The sequence below is a fragment of the Psychroserpens luteus genome (assembly GCF_015319355.1).
In the GTDB taxonomy this organism is placed as follows: Bacteria; Bacteroidota; Bacteroidia; order Flavobacteriales; family Flavobacteriaceae; genus Psychroserpens; species Psychroserpens luteus.
The window spans coordinates 265,249-281,733 of record NZ_JADILU010000003.1; the positions used below are offsets into that span (position 1 = coordinate 265,249).

Annotated in this window: 13 protein-coding genes; 3 read left to right on the forward strand and 10 right to left on the reverse strand. The window is 32.0% G+C overall.

What is annotated here, in order from left to right; all coding sequences use genetic code 11:
* Window positions 1–20: 20 nt before the first annotated feature.
* From IM744_RS08195 to IM744_RS08205, 3 genes are all read right to left on the reverse strand, one after another.
* Window positions 21–2,381: an LptF/LptG family permease gene (locus tag IM744_RS08195; RefSeq protein WP_194507641.1), complete on the reverse strand. Its 2,361-nt coding sequence runs from the start codon at window positions 2,379–2,381 to the stop codon at window positions 21–23.
* 17 nt (window positions 2,382–2,398) lie between these two features.
* Entirely contained in the window at window positions 2,399–3,040 is a 642-nt protein-coding gene (locus IM744_RS08200; RefSeq protein WP_194507642.1) for a LolA family protein, read from the reverse strand.
* Between the two features lie 130 nt (window positions 3,041–3,170).
* Entirely contained in the window at window positions 3,171–5,576 is a 2,406-nt protein-coding gene (locus IM744_RS08205; protein ID WP_194507643.1) for a DNA translocase FtsK, read from the reverse strand.
* 161 nt (window positions 5,577–5,737) lie between these two features.
* Between IM744_RS08205 and IM744_RS08210 the strand changes: the two genes are divergently transcribed.
* A complete protein-coding gene (locus IM744_RS08210; RefSeq protein ID WP_194507644.1) occupies window positions 5,738–6,196 on the forward strand; it encodes a hypothetical protein in 459 nt (152 codons plus the stop codon).
* Between the two features lie 2 nt (window positions 6,197–6,198).
* Here the strand turns inward: IM744_RS08210 and IM744_RS08215 are convergent, their stop codons facing one another.
* Complete coding sequence (locus IM744_RS08215) at window positions 6,199–6,567, reverse strand: diacylglycerol kinase (RefSeq protein WP_194507645.1); 369 nt, start codon at window positions 6,565–6,567, stop codon at window positions 6,199–6,201.
* Window positions 6,568–6,609: 42 nt separating this feature from the next.
* Window positions 6,610–7,110 (reverse strand): thiol peroxidase, encoded by a 501-nt coding sequence (gene tpx, locus IM744_RS08220; protein WP_194507646.1) that lies wholly within the window; start codon window positions 7,108–7,110, stop codon window positions 6,610–6,612.
* A 260-nt stretch (window positions 7,111–7,370) separates the two neighbouring features.
* Here tpx and IM744_RS08225 point away from each other — a divergent pair, with 260 nt between their 5' ends.
* A complete protein-coding gene (locus tag IM744_RS08225) occupies window positions 7,371–9,125 on the forward strand; it encodes a lipocalin-like domain-containing protein (protein ID WP_194507647.1) in 1,755 nt (584 codons plus the stop codon).
* A 45-nt stretch (window positions 9,126–9,170) separates the two neighbouring features.
* Here IM744_RS08225 and pheT read toward each other — a convergent pair whose 3' ends face one another.
* Window positions 9,171–11,600 carry a phenylalanine--tRNA ligase subunit beta gene (gene pheT, locus IM744_RS08230; protein WP_194507648.1) on the reverse strand — a complete coding sequence of 810 codons (2,430 nt, stop codon included), beginning with the start codon at window positions 11,598–11,600 and terminating at the stop codon, window positions 9,171–9,173.
* A gap of 203 nt (window positions 11,601–11,803) precedes the next feature.
* On the opposite strand from pheT, the gene IM744_RS08235 reads away from it, so the two are divergent.
* Window positions 11,804–13,021 (forward strand): peroxiredoxin family protein, encoded by a 1,218-nt coding sequence (locus tag IM744_RS08235; RefSeq protein ID WP_194507649.1) that lies wholly within the window; start codon window positions 11,804–11,806, stop codon window positions 13,019–13,021.
* 6 nt (window positions 13,022–13,027) lie between these two features.
* Here IM744_RS08235 and IM744_RS08240 read toward each other — a convergent pair whose 3' ends face one another.
* From IM744_RS08240 to IM744_RS08255, 4 genes are all read right to left on the reverse strand, one after another.
* The gene (locus IM744_RS08240; protein WP_194507650.1) at window positions 13,028–13,636 is read right to left on the reverse strand and encodes a MarC family protein; all 609 of its coding nucleotides are present in this window, start codon (window positions 13,634–13,636) and stop codon (window positions 13,028–13,030) included.
* Between the two features lie 73 nt (window positions 13,637–13,709).
* Window positions 13,710–14,186: a hypothetical protein gene (locus tag IM744_RS08245; protein WP_194507651.1), complete on the reverse strand. Its 477-nt coding sequence runs from the start codon at window positions 14,184–14,186 to the stop codon at window positions 13,710–13,712.
* Window positions 14,187–14,286: 100 nt separating this feature from the next.
* The gene (locus tag IM744_RS08250; RefSeq protein ID WP_194507652.1) at window positions 14,287–14,655 is read right to left on the reverse strand and encodes a hypothetical protein; all 369 of its coding nucleotides are present in this window, start codon (window positions 14,653–14,655) and stop codon (window positions 14,287–14,289) included.
* A 177-nt stretch (window positions 14,656–14,832) separates the two neighbouring features.
* Complete coding sequence (locus IM744_RS08255) at window positions 14,833–16,413, reverse strand: T9SS type A sorting domain-containing protein (RefSeq protein ID WP_194507653.1); 1,581 nt, start codon at window positions 16,411–16,413, stop codon at window positions 14,833–14,835.
* Window positions 16,414–16,485 lie beyond the last annotated feature (72 nt).

The window sequence follows — 16,485 nt, forward strand, 5'->3', positions numbered from 1 at the left end:
TTGAAATGTAAAGATATAGCTTATTTTTTTTCTGCTGAAAAGTCTTCAGAGATTTTCTTCTGTCTTAAAACATAAACCACTGGATAGATCACAAGGCTTAAAATTGTTAAGATAATATGATTAGTCTTCTTTGAGTGATTCAAGAACGTGTATAATTTTTTAAATGTAATAGACGAGATTATTGAGTAGACTAGGAAAATCAATCCTGAAATAGCTGATAATTCTATTGATGCAGATGTTGCTGCTGGAAGCTTATTGTTTTTAAATACAAAATGTAACATAAATAAAATAACAGCTATACAGAAAAAAATCAATGCATATTTAGCGTAGGTTCTATAATCATTGTATTTAGAGTTGAAACCTTTGAGATCTGATATTTCTGATTGAACTTCAGATTTTTTAAGCGCACTAATTTTTAAATCCTGATTAATTTTTTTCTTCTGAAAGAAATAAAAGACAAAATATAACGGTAACCCAAGAATTACAAAAACAAGTGCATTACCAATATTACTTTTACCTAGATGTTTATATAGGTTTGATTGGTCAATAAATGATTTAATAAAAGCAAATAGATATACAACACCAATAATCAAACCTATAATGTACAAGGTGTTTCCAAAAGTTGGAAAATTATTATTTCTTAAAATAGCTCCAGGAAGTATAAATAGTACAGAAATAACAAAAAGTACAAATGCTAGTTTTGAGTTTTCTTCATACTGATATTTTAGTCTTAAAGATTCCTCATATTCATGGTCGGTTAGATTGCCTCCAAACTTTAATTCTTGTTTGGTAATGCCTCTAGATTCTAGAATAGCAACAGATGAATTTTTATAAGCAATATTATAGTCGTATTGTCTGTAGTGCTTAACAACATCAATTAATTGACTATTGTCATAACCGGTTAGAGTGTTGTATTCCTCAGAGTTTGAATCTAATACATTGGTGTCAAAAACAAGTGTTTTACTCTTGATGCCAAAAAGTTTTTTTAGAGGGTCTAAAAGTCCGTCAGACTCAAATAAAGGTCTGTCCTTTGTAGCTCGTCTGGTTAAATAAATACTTAGTGGTAGCATAATAGCAGTAGATAACCAAGTAGCTATTATAGGATTCAATGAATCATCCATCGAGCTGTTTTTTGCAAAAATACCAATGAAGTGGTATGTTAAAAATAGGAGGATAGCAATTACTAAAGGCAAGCCAATGCCACCTTTTCTAATTAAAGCACCTAGAGGAGCACCAACAAAAAACAGAATAATACACGCAAGCCCTAAAACATACTTGTCATGAAGAGAAATGATATGTTTGTTTCTCCATTTTGTTTGAGCTAAAAAGTTTTGTTTATTAGAGTTAATAATTTGTTTTGTGCTAGAGATTGTGTTGTTTGCAAGGCCTAATATTTGAACTTTTGTTCTATCATTAAATAGGGTTAAAATATCTCCATCATAAATAGAATCTTTTTTAGGTGAGATATTGTCATTTAAAGTTGCGATTGCTGTTCTTTTGTAAAGTGTAGAAGAGAAGTTTTTTGAAGCTTCATTCTTTTTTTTGTATAAACTGTCAATAGTAAAGTTTAAATCATTAACATTTAGCATGTTATACCTGTTATCGTAACTTTGGTCGTCCATGTCAACATCATTTAAGCCTTCTAAATCAACGTTTATAATATATTCTTCAAAGTAGCTTTTTGCGTGTGGTTTTTTTTTGGTTTGCTTAGGATCTCTATTTGTAATGTCTTCATAGTAATTACCATTGTATAGGATTAATTGTAGCATATTAGAACCTTCGCTCCCTTTGAGTAATCCACTTTCAGAAATAATAACCGTTTTATTTTTAGCATTATTACTTGCTTTTTTATGAATGACTACATTTTTAAGTATTTCGCCATTTTCACCGCTTTTATCCTCAACTTTAATATTGAAATTTCCAATCTCATTAAATTGCCCTTTGGTAATCGCTAAAGCTGGTTTAACCTGTGCAATATTTTTCCGAAGATTATAAACATTATGATTTGCCCAAGGGATCACATTGTTAGAGAAAATAAAAGTAACCATACCAAGTAATACAATAAAAATGCTCAAACTTTTCATTGCGCGTTGCAATGAAATCCCAGTAGATTTCATTGCTGCAAACTCATAGTTCTCAGCAAATTGCCCAAAAACCATAATTGAAACCAATAAAATTGTAAGTGGAAGTATTAAAGGTATCAACGTAGGAGTGATATACATCAATAATTTTACAATTATAAATGTATCTAAATCTTTACCCGCTAAATCTCCTATGTACAGCCAGATAGCCTGTAAAACAAAAATGAACATGAGTATAATAAACACGGTCAAAAATGTTTTTAAGTAGGTCGTAAGTATATACCTATCTAGTATTTTCATGTAAAAGTTGGCTTAGCCTAATCTAACTTATTGATGTAATAATCTTTGTACTTATTCTCGTCAAAAGTAAATAAGGTTTTTGAAATTGGCTCATTAGTTTTAAAAGAATTAACAGTCAATGTTGTTTTTGTTCCATTTTGACCAACTTCAATCAATCTATAAATGTGTTTTGTTTTGGCATCAATACCAAGGTAAATTTCTTTTATCTCAGAGTTAGTATCAATAGGATACAATTTTACAAACTGAATCTTTCTACCCTTGACATCTTGTACAATATCCATTACATATGTATAACCTTCTTTATAGAAAGACATCATTTTACTAGGAGTAATGCTATTTTCGTCTTCAGAGTTGTCTGATGAAATCGTTACTTCTTCATCTTCCGGACTAATAGAATACAGCTTTTTGCCATCAAATATTCGAGTAACACCTAAAATGTTAAGCAGGTATTTATCACCTTGCATGACAACATCACCACGAGTTTCTTGCTTAATATCCTCACTCACGTTCTCTAAAACGTATTTAAAATCTACTGAGATGTTCTCATAAGCTTGCGCTTTATTATAAACTTCATTTAGTAATGCTTCTGCTTTTTTAGAATCTTGAGAAAATCCTATGCTACTAATTAAAAATGCTAATACTATAATTATTTGTTTCATGTGTTTGTTTTTATTGTTTCCTTATGGTCACATGCTGTTCGCTATCAATCTTTTTTTTCGAAGACAAATTTTTGAACATGCTCGTTTAATCGTTTTAATTTTTATTTCCTGCGGAAATGTACCGTTATAATTAAATTTCGTTTGATAATAATGCATCTAGAGCTACAAAATCTGGAACTAAAACCTGTCGTGCTTTACTTCCCTCAAAGCCACCAACAATTCCTGCAGCTTCCAGTTGATCAATTAAACGACCAGCTCTATTGTAACCTAATTTTAGTTTACGTTGTAATAAAGAAGCAGAACCTTGTTGTGCAGTGACAATAATTTCGGCAGCTTCTCTAAATAACTTATCTCTATCTGCAATGTTATTATCAAGACCTGTGCCACTTTCTTCACCAACGTACTCTGGTAATAAATAAGCTTCAGGATATGCTTTTTGTCCTCCAATAAATTCTGTGATTCTTTCCACTTCTGGAGTATCTACAAAAGCACATTGTATACGAGTTATCTCATTTCCGGAGGTATACAACATATCACCACGACCAATGAGTTGATCTGCTCCACCACCATCTAAAATGGTACGTGAATCAATTTTTGAAGTTACTCTAAATGCGATACGCGCAGGGAAATTGGCTTTAATAATACCAGTAATCACATTTACAGATGGACGCTGAGTTGCGACAATCAAGTGAATCCCAATAGCACGAGCTAACTGTGCTAAACGCGCAATAGGAGTTTCTACCTCTTTACCAGCGGTCATAATTAAATCGGCGAACTCATCTACTACCAAAACAATATATGGTAGGAAGTGATGACCGTCATTTGGATTTAATTTACGAGCCTTAAATTTTGTATTATATTCTTTGATATTACGACATAATGCATTTTTAAGCATCTCGTAACGGTTATCCATTTCAATACATAGTGAATTTAATGTATTAATAACCTTGGTGTTATCTGTGATTATAGCTTCTTCACTATCTGGAAGTTTTGCTAAATAATGACGCTCAATTTTATTGAATAATGTTAATTCTACTTTTTTAGGATCTACGAGTACAAACTTAACTTCTGCAGGATGTTTTTTATAAAGTAACGAGGTTAATACTGCATTTAATCCAACCGATTTACCTTGTCCTGTTGCTCCAGCCATCAACATGTGAGGCATTCTAGCCAAATCGACGACAAAGGTTTCGTTACTAATGGTTTTACCAAAAGCAATTGGGAGTTCCATTTCAGATTTTTGAAATTTCTGCGATGCAATAACAGATCTCATAGAAACAATCGTCGCGTTTTTATTTGGTACTTCAATCCCAATGGTTCCTTTTCCTGGGATAGGAGCAATAATACGAATCCCTAAAGCAGATAATGATAAAGCGATATCATCTTCAAGGTTTTTAATTTTTGAAATACGTACACCTGCTTCTGGCACGATTTCATATAAAGTTACGGTTGGTCCAATTGTAGCTTTGATACTTGCAATCCCAATTTTGTAGTTGTTTAGGGTTTCTACGATTCGGTTTTTATTGTCTTCAAGTTCTTCTTGATTAATGGTAATTCCTTCAGTATCATATTTTTTTAATAAATCTAAAGGAGGGAATTGAAACTTGCTCAAATCTAGTGTAGGATCAAACTGTCCATAATCTTCAACAAGTTTATTGGATAGGTTATCAGTTTCTGAAATTTCTTCTTCTACAGTTTCTATTTCTATGCTTAATTCAGCATCATTTGTCTCAGGTTCTTTTTTTGCCTCAACACTTAGTTCTGGTTGTAGGGTTTGCTTTAATTCTGGTTCAGGCTTTTTGACAACCTTTTTAGGTTTTGGCTCTTCAACTTTTAGATCGAAAGCAGATTTTATATCTTCAGCTTCTGCAGATAAATCATTGTCAACTGTAAATGTGGAATCATCTGTTACAGAGTTAACTTCGTTTTTGATATCACTTTTAGCGCGTTTAAATAATTTCACAAAGGTGTCTCCATTAATGCCAAATCTAATTGCTAAATAAGTGATTAATACAAAAAGGAGTAGGAGTATAGTACCTATTTTGCCAATATAATCTTGAAAAAATGAATTCATCTCAAAACCAATGGTGCCACCAAGCTTATCATTATAATGTGAGAAGAAACCAAAAAAGATAGAGAGCCAAATAGTGATTAAGGTTCCCCAAATCCAATGACGACGTAATCTTGCTTTATTGATATCTAGTGTAATATATATTCCAGACAAGAAAAACAAGCCAGAAAATATAAATGACGCAATCCCAAAACCTTTATTAATAAAAAAATCACTTGTCCAAGCGCCTAATTTATTCAACCAGTTTTGTGCTTTTACATCTCTCGATGCCATTTCAGAGAGCGTACTTTGGTCTGCTTGACCTGTAAAGAAAAAAGATAAAAAGGCAACAAACATCAAAATGCCAAGTATAATCAATAGGCTACCAAAAATCAGTTTTTGCTGACTCGATAGTTTAAAACTCGGTTTTTTAAATTTCGAAGTGGTTTTAGCCTTGCTTTTAGTCTTGGTTTTTTTCTTTGCCATGTTTGCTTTCCGGGACAACGGAAATAGTTTAAGTTTCAAATTTGAGCTACTTGTGCATCTCAACAAAAATACAAATAACTAACGTTAATCCTAGAGAGATGTTTTAAATTTGACGCAACCTTTTACTAAATTTTGCATCTACTTTATAAAGACATCCTATTATGAGAAAAATTATAGTTTTTAGTATCGCTTTTTTATTAGTTTTTGTGACTAATTCATGCTCTAATGATGATGAATGTTCACCAGCAACAATTAGTATCACGAGTCTTGAAGTTGAGTATGATTGTGTAAATACGCCTTATCAAATGGATATTGATTTATCTGATGATTTTACAATTATAAGGTCTCAAGCTGTATTTGATAATTTGGTAACAGGAGATTGTATGCCCCAAATAGATTTTGATGCTTACGATTTAATTATTGGAAAAAAAGGCTTGACTAATGGGTTTCAGCTTATTGATTACGACGGACTTGTAAAAAACTGCGATAATGGTCAATTATACTTAACAGTTACATTTGTTCTCAATGCAACTGCAGAAGCTCCAAATGCGACGTATCATGCTTTAGTTCCTAAGTTGGAAGCAAATGAGGGAGTTAATGTTACTGTTATGGTAATTTAGCCTTAAAAAATTTTAGGTACATAAATAACCAGAGCAGCAGTAGCAGCACATATTGCTGCAATAAAAACAGCTCCAGCAGCAATATCTTTTATTTTGCCAATAGCCTCATGTCTTTCTGGATGGATAAAATCTGAAATACTTTCTATAGCAGTATTCATGCCTTCAAGTCCCATAACTAAGCCAATAAATGCAATTTGGAACAACCACTCGGTTCTAGAAATATCAAAGTAGAATCCAGCAATAGTTATAGCCATAGCGCAAAACACTTGGATTTTAATACTGGATTCTGTTCTAATTAAGTATATAGCACCTTTAAAAGCATAACCTACACTTTTAAGTCTATTGACTAGAAATGATTCTTTTTTTTGCATGTATTCTGAATTTTCTTCGGAATCACTGAGTTTATTACTACTCTATTTTAAAGCGTTAAGTGCAGCTTCATAGTTAGGCTCATCTGCAATTTCAGGAACTTGTTCTGTATAGATAACTTTACCTTCACTATCTACAACAATCACACATCTAGATAGCAATGATTGAAATGCTCCGTCTGTAAAATCTAGTCCGTAAGATTTTCCGAAGTTACCATCTCTAAAATCTGATAAACTCTCCACGTTATCCAATCCTTCTGCACCACAAAAACGAGCCATAGCAAAAGGTAAATCTTTAGAAATACAAAGTACTTTGGTGTTCTCTAATGTACTAGCAGCTTTGTTGAATTCTCTAATAGATGTTGCACAAGTTCCTGTGTCAACACTTGGGAATACATTTAACACCAAATTCTGTCCAGCATAATCACTTAATGATTTAGAAGCTAAATCTGTTGCGGTTAATTTGAAATCTGGAGTTTTTGATCCTTTTTCAGGTAATGTTCCTGATGTATGTACTGGGTTTCCACCTAATGTTACTGTAGCCATTTTATTGAGTTTTTATGAATGTTAAAATTAAGGATTATTTGAATGTTAAAAGCAAGGTCTGTATAATATTTTGCAATAGTTTAACAGATATGCATTTCTACGCTTTAACTATGTGTCAAGCTAATTTTTAAAATTAGCTTCTAGTTCATTTTTAGACTTTTATTAAGTGATTTTAGAGAATTTACCCAATACTAGGTATTCTATGATAAAATAATTTTTTAGTATTTTGTATGTGCTATTAATTAACAAACCAACCAATTATGAAAAATTTTATTCGCTTTTATTTCCTATTTAGTTTAATAACTGTTTTGTTTTCTTGTTCAGATGATAATGATAATCAAGATATCATTCAAGACAATGGATTAACAATAATGAGACATGTTGAATCTGCCACTTCAAATTCAATTGCTCCTAAAACCACTTATGTTGAAAACGCTACTAACAATCAATTAACCAGTTATTTTAAGCACGACAGCTCAGGGAATATTGAAAAATTAACTCATATAGTAAGTGATGATGGGTCTGGAATATCTACAATTATAGAATTTGACGGAGCAGGAGCGATTCATTCTTTGTATCAACAAAATGGGCTAACAGGTCAAATTTTTAACAAGGTTTTTATAGAAACTGAAGAAGGTGTTACATATTATGGAGGAGAAGATGGTGTAAATCAACTAACAGAGAGCAGCCAAATGAACAACGTTGGGAATTTTCTAAACAGTCAAGATGATTTGTTGTTTTCTCAAGCTATTAATCAGAATATCGAAACTCTAGAGCATTTTGCTTATGTTTTTAATAATGATAATAACAATAGGTCAAGTTTAAATTTGTTGGTTTTTGTAATAGTTATGGCTGGTATAGCTATATTTTATACAGCTGAATCCATAGAGCAAGGTGGGCAATTTATACCTAAAGATACTGATGGTATGGTGCAGTGTGATATGTTTGGTGATTGTTCCGATGATGATGGTAATAGATCATCATCTAATGCTGGCGAAATTTCTTGTACAATTCCTTATACAGATTATGTGTGTTCTGAAGTTGTTGAACTTGACGAGAATCTATGCGATAATTCTCAATTAGAAGTTATTATTGGAGTTGATCCAGGAAATCTTTTGGTAGCTATTGTTAATGGAGATTCTACCAATTATGATTTTTATTGGTCTACTGGTGAAATGAGTACAGAATTAATAGGTCATTCAATTACAGCACCAGAAGATGGAGAGTACTACGTAATGGTGATTGATGATTATGGATGTGTCGCTTTTGGGTCAGCTACTGTTGGTTCTGATGAGCCAGTTGATGCTCAACTATTAATTGGTCCATGGATATTAATTGCAGCAACTGAAAATGGTGCTAATATTTTTAGTACAGATGATTGTGATGAAGTAATGACTTTTAATCAAACTCAATTGACTGCTACTCAATTTTATGGTGAAACTGAAGGCGATTGTTCAATGGCAGATACTGTTGTTAGTAATTATTCAATTGAAGATGGTAATTTTTTACATGATACATTAGAAGGTGATACTGATATTTCTGAAATTTTAGAATTAACAGGTTCTAGTTTGGTGTTAGAAAGTATTGATGGTGCTTTTACTTATGTTGAAACCTATTCAAAACGAAGTATTTTTGGTGATTGGACTTTTGCCGAAAACTCTAATTGTGTTGTTTCTAATGGTGACACTTTTACAGATAATGGATCTGGTGAACTTTTAACATTAAATGATGATTATACAGTTGTCTTGCCTGATGATTCCAATGGGAATTATTTGACAAATGGCTTTACTTTTGAAAATGATATTTTGACTATAAATTTAAGTTATCAAGATTTTTTCACACCAGAATGCGGTGGAATAAATTATCAAACAGCGACTAATTCTATGAGTTTAATTTATGATGAAGCTACTGATACGTTTACTGGAACCTCTCAAAGTGTTAGAAATCAGGTGACAGGTTCAGAATGTGTAAGGTATGGAGAAACTTGCAATGGTACTGTAACGTTGGCGCGATAGTAAAAATAAAATAAAAAGCCTCTTCAAATTGAAAGGGCTTTTTATTTATCTCAACTCAGCACCAAGCTGTTTTTCAAAATTAGCTTGAAGTTTATTCATGATTTTATCAATTTGCTTATCTGTAAGTGTTTTGTGTTCATCTTGAATCATAAAACTCACAGCGTAACTTTTCTTTCCCTTCGGAAGATTTTTACCCTGATACACATCAAAAAGATCAACATCTTTAAGGAGTTGCTTTTCGGTTTGCATTGCAATTTTATCAATATCTTCAAAAGTAACATCGTTGTCTAATAGTAATGCAAAATCACGACGTACTTCAGGGTATTTAGGGATGTCTTTAAATTTGATTGTGTTGTGTGCTGCCATTTCAATGACATTATCCCAATTGAAATCGGCATAGAGAACTTCTTGAGAAATTCCGAAGTGCTTCAAAACCTTTTTATTTACAATCCCAAAGTCAACCAGTTTTTTCTTTCCAATTGATAAACTAATCCCTTCGCTAAATACATCATTTTTTACAGGAGACACCTTATGTCTCGATAAACCTAAACGTTCTAGTGTACTATTTACAATACCTTTTAAGTAAAAGAAATCACTTTTTTGAACAGGAGCATTCCAACGTAAATTAGATTTGTTCCCTGTTAAAAACATAGAAAGATGCTTTAATTCTTCATAGCCTTCATTATAACTATGGTAGGTTTTTCCAAATTCATACAACTTTAAGTCATCACGTTTTCTATTGATATTATAACTTACAGCTTCTAATCCAGAAAACAGTAAACTTTGGCGCATCACACTTAAATCGTTACTCAAAGGATTGAGCATTTCAACATTGTGCTCTTCTTTTAATTGATCACTTAAATCAATATATTTTGGAGTTGTAAGCGAATTTGATAAAATTTCAAAGAAGCCTTGAGACGATAATTGGTTTCCAATAATATTTTGAATCTTGTAATCTTCAAATTTAGACGTGTTAGAAATGGAAGCGTTTAACTTTTCTGTAGTACGAATATTATTGTAACCGTACACACGTAAAATTTCTTCTATGACATCTGCTTCACGCTGTACATCATTTCTGTATGCTGGAACAGTAAGGCCTAAACCTGTTTCTGTTACATTATTGACTTTAATCTCTAATGACGCTAAAATTCGTTTTATAGTTTCTTTTGGGATTTCTTCTCCAATCAATTTAGTCGCGTTATCAAAACTTAAACGGACTTGAAAATCTTCTATTTTCTTAGGATAAGAATCCATTAAATCACTAGAAATTTCTCCACCAGCAATCTCAACAATTAGTAAGGCAGCACGCTTTAAAGCGTAATCTGTAATGTTAGGGTCAATACCTCGTTCAAATCTAAAAGAGGCATCTGTGTTTAGAGCGTGACGCTTAGCGGTTTTTCTAATACTCACCGGATTGAAATACGCGCTTTCCAAGAAAACACTAGTAGTTCCTTCTGATACTCCAGAATGAGCACCTCCAAAAACACCAGCAATACACATTGGCTTCTCTGCATCACAAATCATAAGGTCATCTGCGCTTAGCTCACGTTCTACATCATCAAGTGTTGTGAATTTTGTGCCTTCTGGTAACGTTTTTACAATTACTTTATTACCAGAAATTTTTGCAGCATCAAATGCATGTAAAGGTTGTCCTAATTCATGTAAGACATAATTAGTGATATCAACAATATTGTTTTTTGGCGTTAAGCCAATAGTCTTTAATCTGTTTTGTAGCCAGGCAGGAGACGAATCAACTTTAAGACCAGTAATGGTAACTCCACAATATCGAGGTGCTAAGTTGTAATCTTCAACATCAATACCAATTTTAAGAGTTCTGCTATCTACATGAAAAGAACTTACAGATGGTGTAATTAATTCAGTATTAATGTCATCTGTTTGTAATAATCCAGCTTTTAAATCACGAGCAACACCATAATGACTCATCGCATCTGCTCTGTTTGGTGTTAAGCCAATTTCAAAAACTTCATCATTTTCAATATCAAAAATATCTGCAGCGAGTGCTCCAACTTCTAATTTTTCATCAAGAACCATGATGCCATCATGAGATTTTCCAAGTCCTAATTCGTCTTCAGCGCAAATCATACCATGACTTTCTTCACCTCTAATCTTACCTTTCTTGATTTTCCAAGCTTCGCCAGTTTCAGTATAAAGTGTCGTTCCAATAGTTGCAACAGGTACTTTTTGACCAGCAGTAACATTAGGTGCTCCACAAACAATTTGAAGCGGTTTATCACCACCAATATTGACTGTAGTTATTTTTAATCTGTCTGCATTTGGATGTTGTACGCAAGTTAAAACCTCACCTACGACAATACCTTCTAGACCTCCTTTTACAGATTGGTAGCTGTCAATGCCTTCAATTTCTAAACCTAAATCGGTTAATAATTCTCCAGTTTTTTCAGCAGGCCAATCGGTTTTTAAAAATTGTTTTAGCCAATTATATGATATCTTCATTGTCTTATTTTGTCAATTGCCAAAGATAATAATACTAATAGTTTCGAGGTTATTTTTTGTTAAAAAATAGCCATAATCTTCTTTTTTTTCTTCGGAAATTCTAAAAATCCAAATTAGGTCATGTTATTAAACCCATTGCTAGGCATTATTTGTAAGAAGTTTATCTTTGCTGAGACTATATGTTTTTAATAACAAAGCCCATTATGCGAAAATTACTTCTCTTACCAGTTTTACTTTTGATTTTTGGTTGCAATCTTAATCGTCCAGATGCCTTGCAAGAAGGTGTTTGGAGAGCAGAGTTGCAACTTACAGAAACAGAGATGCTGCCATTTAATTTTGAAGTGACATCTCGTGACGCACTCAAAATTTTCAATGCAGGTGAGATAATTATGGTGACAGATATCGAGTATTCAAATGATACTATTGTTATAAAAACACCAGTTTTTGAGGGTTATATTAGAGCAGTTGTGAAAGATGGCACGTTAAAAGGGAGCTTTATAAAAGAGAGTTTGGATCGTGTGGTGCCTTTTTCTGCAGAAATTGGAAACAAAACACGTTTCGATCTAAAAACGGAAACACCTAGTCAAAACGTTACTGGAAATTGGGAAACTGTGTTTAGTCCAGATTCCGAAGAAGATAAATATATAGCGAAAGGGACTTTTGAGCAAAAAGGTAATAGCGTTACAGGAACTTTTAGAACAACCACTGGAGATTACAGGTATTTAGAAGGCGTAATGGATGGAAATACTATGAAACTTTCAACTTTTGATGGAGCACATGCATTTTTATTTACTGCAGAAGTTAATGATAGTATCATGAACGGAAAGTTTTACTCAGGAAATCATTGGGTAGAACCTTTTACAGCTAAACGCAATGAAAATTATGAATTGCCAAGTGCAAATGAACTTACTTTTTTAAATGAAGGTTATGATGCATTAGAATTTACATTTCCTGATACAAACGGAAATCAAATCTCTTTATCTGATGATCAATTTAAAAACAAAGTTGTTGTTGTACAAATCATGGGAACGTGGTGTCCAAATTGTTTAGATGAGAGTAAATATTATTCAGAATTTTATAATAGTAATGCTGAAAAAGATATAGAATTTGTGGCTTTAGCTTTTGAATATGCTAAATCTGAGGAAAAAGCTTTCTCAAGTATCAAACGATTAAAAGATGATATTGGAATTCAATATCCAATTCTTTTGGCTCAGTATGGTTCTTCAGATAAATCTAAAGCACAAGAAAAACTACCAATGCTAAATCATGTATTGTCTTATCCAACTTCGATTTTTATTGATAAAAAAGGAAAGGTTAGAAAGATTCATACAGGGTTTAATGGTCCTGCAACAGGTGAGAAATTTATAGAATTTAAAGAGGAGTTTGAAACATTTATTACTGAGTTGTTAATAGAGGAATAAAAGGTTTTACACAAAGAAAAAATCTTTAACTCCACTTAGTATGCTTTGTATTGCATAAGACGCTAATATTAATCCCATAATTTTACTAATTACGGTAATCCCATATTCTCCAATTCTTTTTTGAACAAAGTTCGCAGCAAGTAATAATAAACATGTTATAGCAATGACAACTAAAACTAAAACAACTGTAAGTGCTTGTTGTTGGATAGTATATAAGTGATTGTCAGTCATTAGAACAACAGCCATTATTGCGCCAGGAGATGCAATAGATGGTATGGCTACAGGGAATATCGTAACGTGTTTGTAATCTTTAATAGAATGTTTTTCTGTTTCGGGTTTTCCGTCTCCAAAAATCATTGTTAATGCAAATAGAAAAAGAATAACGCCTCCAGAAATTTGAAATGCATCCAGAGATACCTGCATACCTTCAAGTATTAATTGTCCTATTACAATGAAAAATAATAAAATGAAAAAGGCGATTATAGAAGCTCTGATAGCTATTTTTATTTTATGTTTTTTGTCAAATTGTTTAGTCGCTTCAAGATATACAGGTACTGAGCCTATAGGGTCTATAACTGCAATTAAAAAAAATATAGTGGTAACTACTTCTATCATATGTATTCTGTAAAATAAATTAAGCCTTAATATAATATATCAAGGCTTAATTAGATAGTTTTAAGTGAAAAAATTATTTTAAACTATTCTGAATAAGATGCTCCCATTTATGAATAACATCTAACTCTCCATTTAATTGAAAATCATCTGTTTGATTGTAGATTTCAATGGTTTGTTCGTGTTTTATATTGTCAAGTGGATTCAAAATTAATTGTAGTCTTGCAATATTGTCTTGTTTACTTTTATTATTCGCTTTTTTAGAGTTTAAAATTCCGCAACTTTTAATTTTATTAAGATCAACGTGTTGTGATATTTCTTTTAACGAATTCTTTTTGTAAAAAAATAAATTATTATTTTTTTCATCTAATCCAATTGCAAAATTTTTAAATACTTCATATTCTGTTAAAGTGCAATTATACTTACTTGCTAGTGCTTTTAAAGATTTTAAGATTTTGCGTTCTTTTTTCTTTTGTTGTTGTTGTATGAGTGCAACGGGTGCGATAACTAACAGTACTAATACTGCTGATGTAATTGTTACTCCTAAATTCATTTTAAAAATATTAAGTTATTGTATTGGTGTTCTAGCATTGTGTAAATACAATGCTTAATTAATTTTTGTCATAAAATGACAGCTTAATAGTTAAAATGGATTACCAGAAGGTATGAAAAGGGAATATAATATCTGTAGTTAAAAAACTCAGAAAAAGATTTCTTGAATATTGAAGAAATCTATTGCGCTTAATTAAGGTTTCATGCTTACTAATGCTTGCTTTAGTATCAGCATCTGTTAGTTTTTTTAAGCATGTTGGAGAAAATGTATTTTGATTGTTCGTAAAGATTCTTTCAAAAGAATCATTTGCGTGTACGTAGCTAACAGGTTTTACAGATGAATCTTCTAAGTCGTTTTCTGATACCTCAAAATAAGTTTCATTAGTTAAGCTTACATCAGTATTTGGGTATGCTGCAAAAAAGCAGAATCCCAAGACTAAGGTTATAAAAGATGTAAGTTTAATTTTCATACCGCAAAATTAATGTTTTTTTTAATCTGAAATACTTTCCGAAGAAAAAATCATACTAGATAAAATAGTTTAGCAACAGATGATAAATCTACAGAGTCTGAAGTAGAGTTTATTAGGTTTGTAGACAGTTCATTAGGTGAATAATGATGTAACTATTTTGAGCATGTAGACTTTATTCTATTTTAAGATTATTTTATGAGTTTCGGTTAATTTATCAGTATTAATCTTAACAAAGTAATACCCTTTATTTAGATTTTCTAAATTAATCGTTTTTGGATTAGAATTCAATATAATATCTTCCTTGTAAATGATTTTTCCATTGATATCAATAATTGAAATATCTGCAATACTTGTGGTTGTAAGAGATTTTATAGTAATGTTAGAGCTTGTAATACTAGGAGTGATATTAAAGTGTTTTGTAGTCTCAACTTCGGAAACATTCAAAGCGTTTTCATTATCATATCTTGCTAATGCAAATTGTTCTTCTGGATAGGTAGACATAGAGAAACCAGCAAGTATTAGCTTGTTTGGTTGGATGATAAAATCTCTTGCTCTATCATGTGTTCCAGAGAAATCTGTAGTTACTAATCCATTGGTACCAAAATTGGTGTCTAATTGGCCATCATAATCGTATTTTGCAATGGCGAAATCTTCAGCTTGTCCACTTTGTGAAGCTCTCCCTACAGCAAAAATTTCATTAGAATCAGATATTTTCAGTTTAAAAATTTGGGATGTTCCACCAGTAAAAACAGTTATTGCTTTTCCGTTGTTACCAAAAGTTGGATCGAGATTACCACTAATATCTAATCTAACGGTTGCAAAACTAAAAACGTAAGGTATGCCATCAGTATCATTTCCTACCGCATAACCAGAAATTAGAGACTTTCCATCTGGTAGGCTTATCAAGGTATGAGAGATGCATGAGCCACTTAGTACATTTAGTACGACTGTTCCGTTATTTCCAAAGGTAGTGTCTAGTTCTCCGTTGTTAAGATATCTAACAATTGCCATTCTGCCTTGACTAGATCCAGAGGCTAAAACCGTGCCTCCAGATGCAATAATCTTACCATCAAAGGTAATATCTACGTCATTAAAATATTCGCTTCTATTATTTATAATCAATGTTTGTTTGCCATCATCACTAAAGGTGTTGTCTAATGTGCCATTAGGAAGTAGTCTCGCTATTGCCATTTTGTAAATTATATTTCCATCTGTGTAGCCAGCGACAATAATTTTACCATCAGGTTGTAGTGCTAGTGATGATGGACGCTCGTCATCATTGCCAAAAGTGATGGTTGCAACACCATTATTACCAAAAGATGTATCATAAGTGCCATCTTGATTTATTCTAGCTACAATAAAGTCATAATCATCATCTTCATTTTTAGTTTCTGAAGTAATTAAGATTTTTCCATCAGGTTGTTTAATCATGTCTTTGATGTGTTCTCTAGATCCATTGAAATTTAATATGAGTTTTCCGTTTGTTCCAAAAGCAGTATTAAGGCTGCCATCTTGATTATAACTTAATAAAGATGCAAACTCATATCCAGCAGTTCCTCCTGCTAAAATTTTACCATCATCTGTTTCTAAAAGAGCCTTAAAGAAATTGTTATCGTCACTATTTGTTATTGGAGTAGTGATCATTCCGTTAGTTCCAAAAGAGGTGTCTAGTGTTTCATTTTGTCCGTAAAGTTGACCTAAGCTAATAGAAATCAATATGAGAATTATGTTGAATTGGTGTGTAATTTTTACTGTCATGTCAAATGGTATTTAAAAACTTTTCAAAAGTATTGTATTCAATGTTAAATTTATAGGCTTAACAGCTAAGAA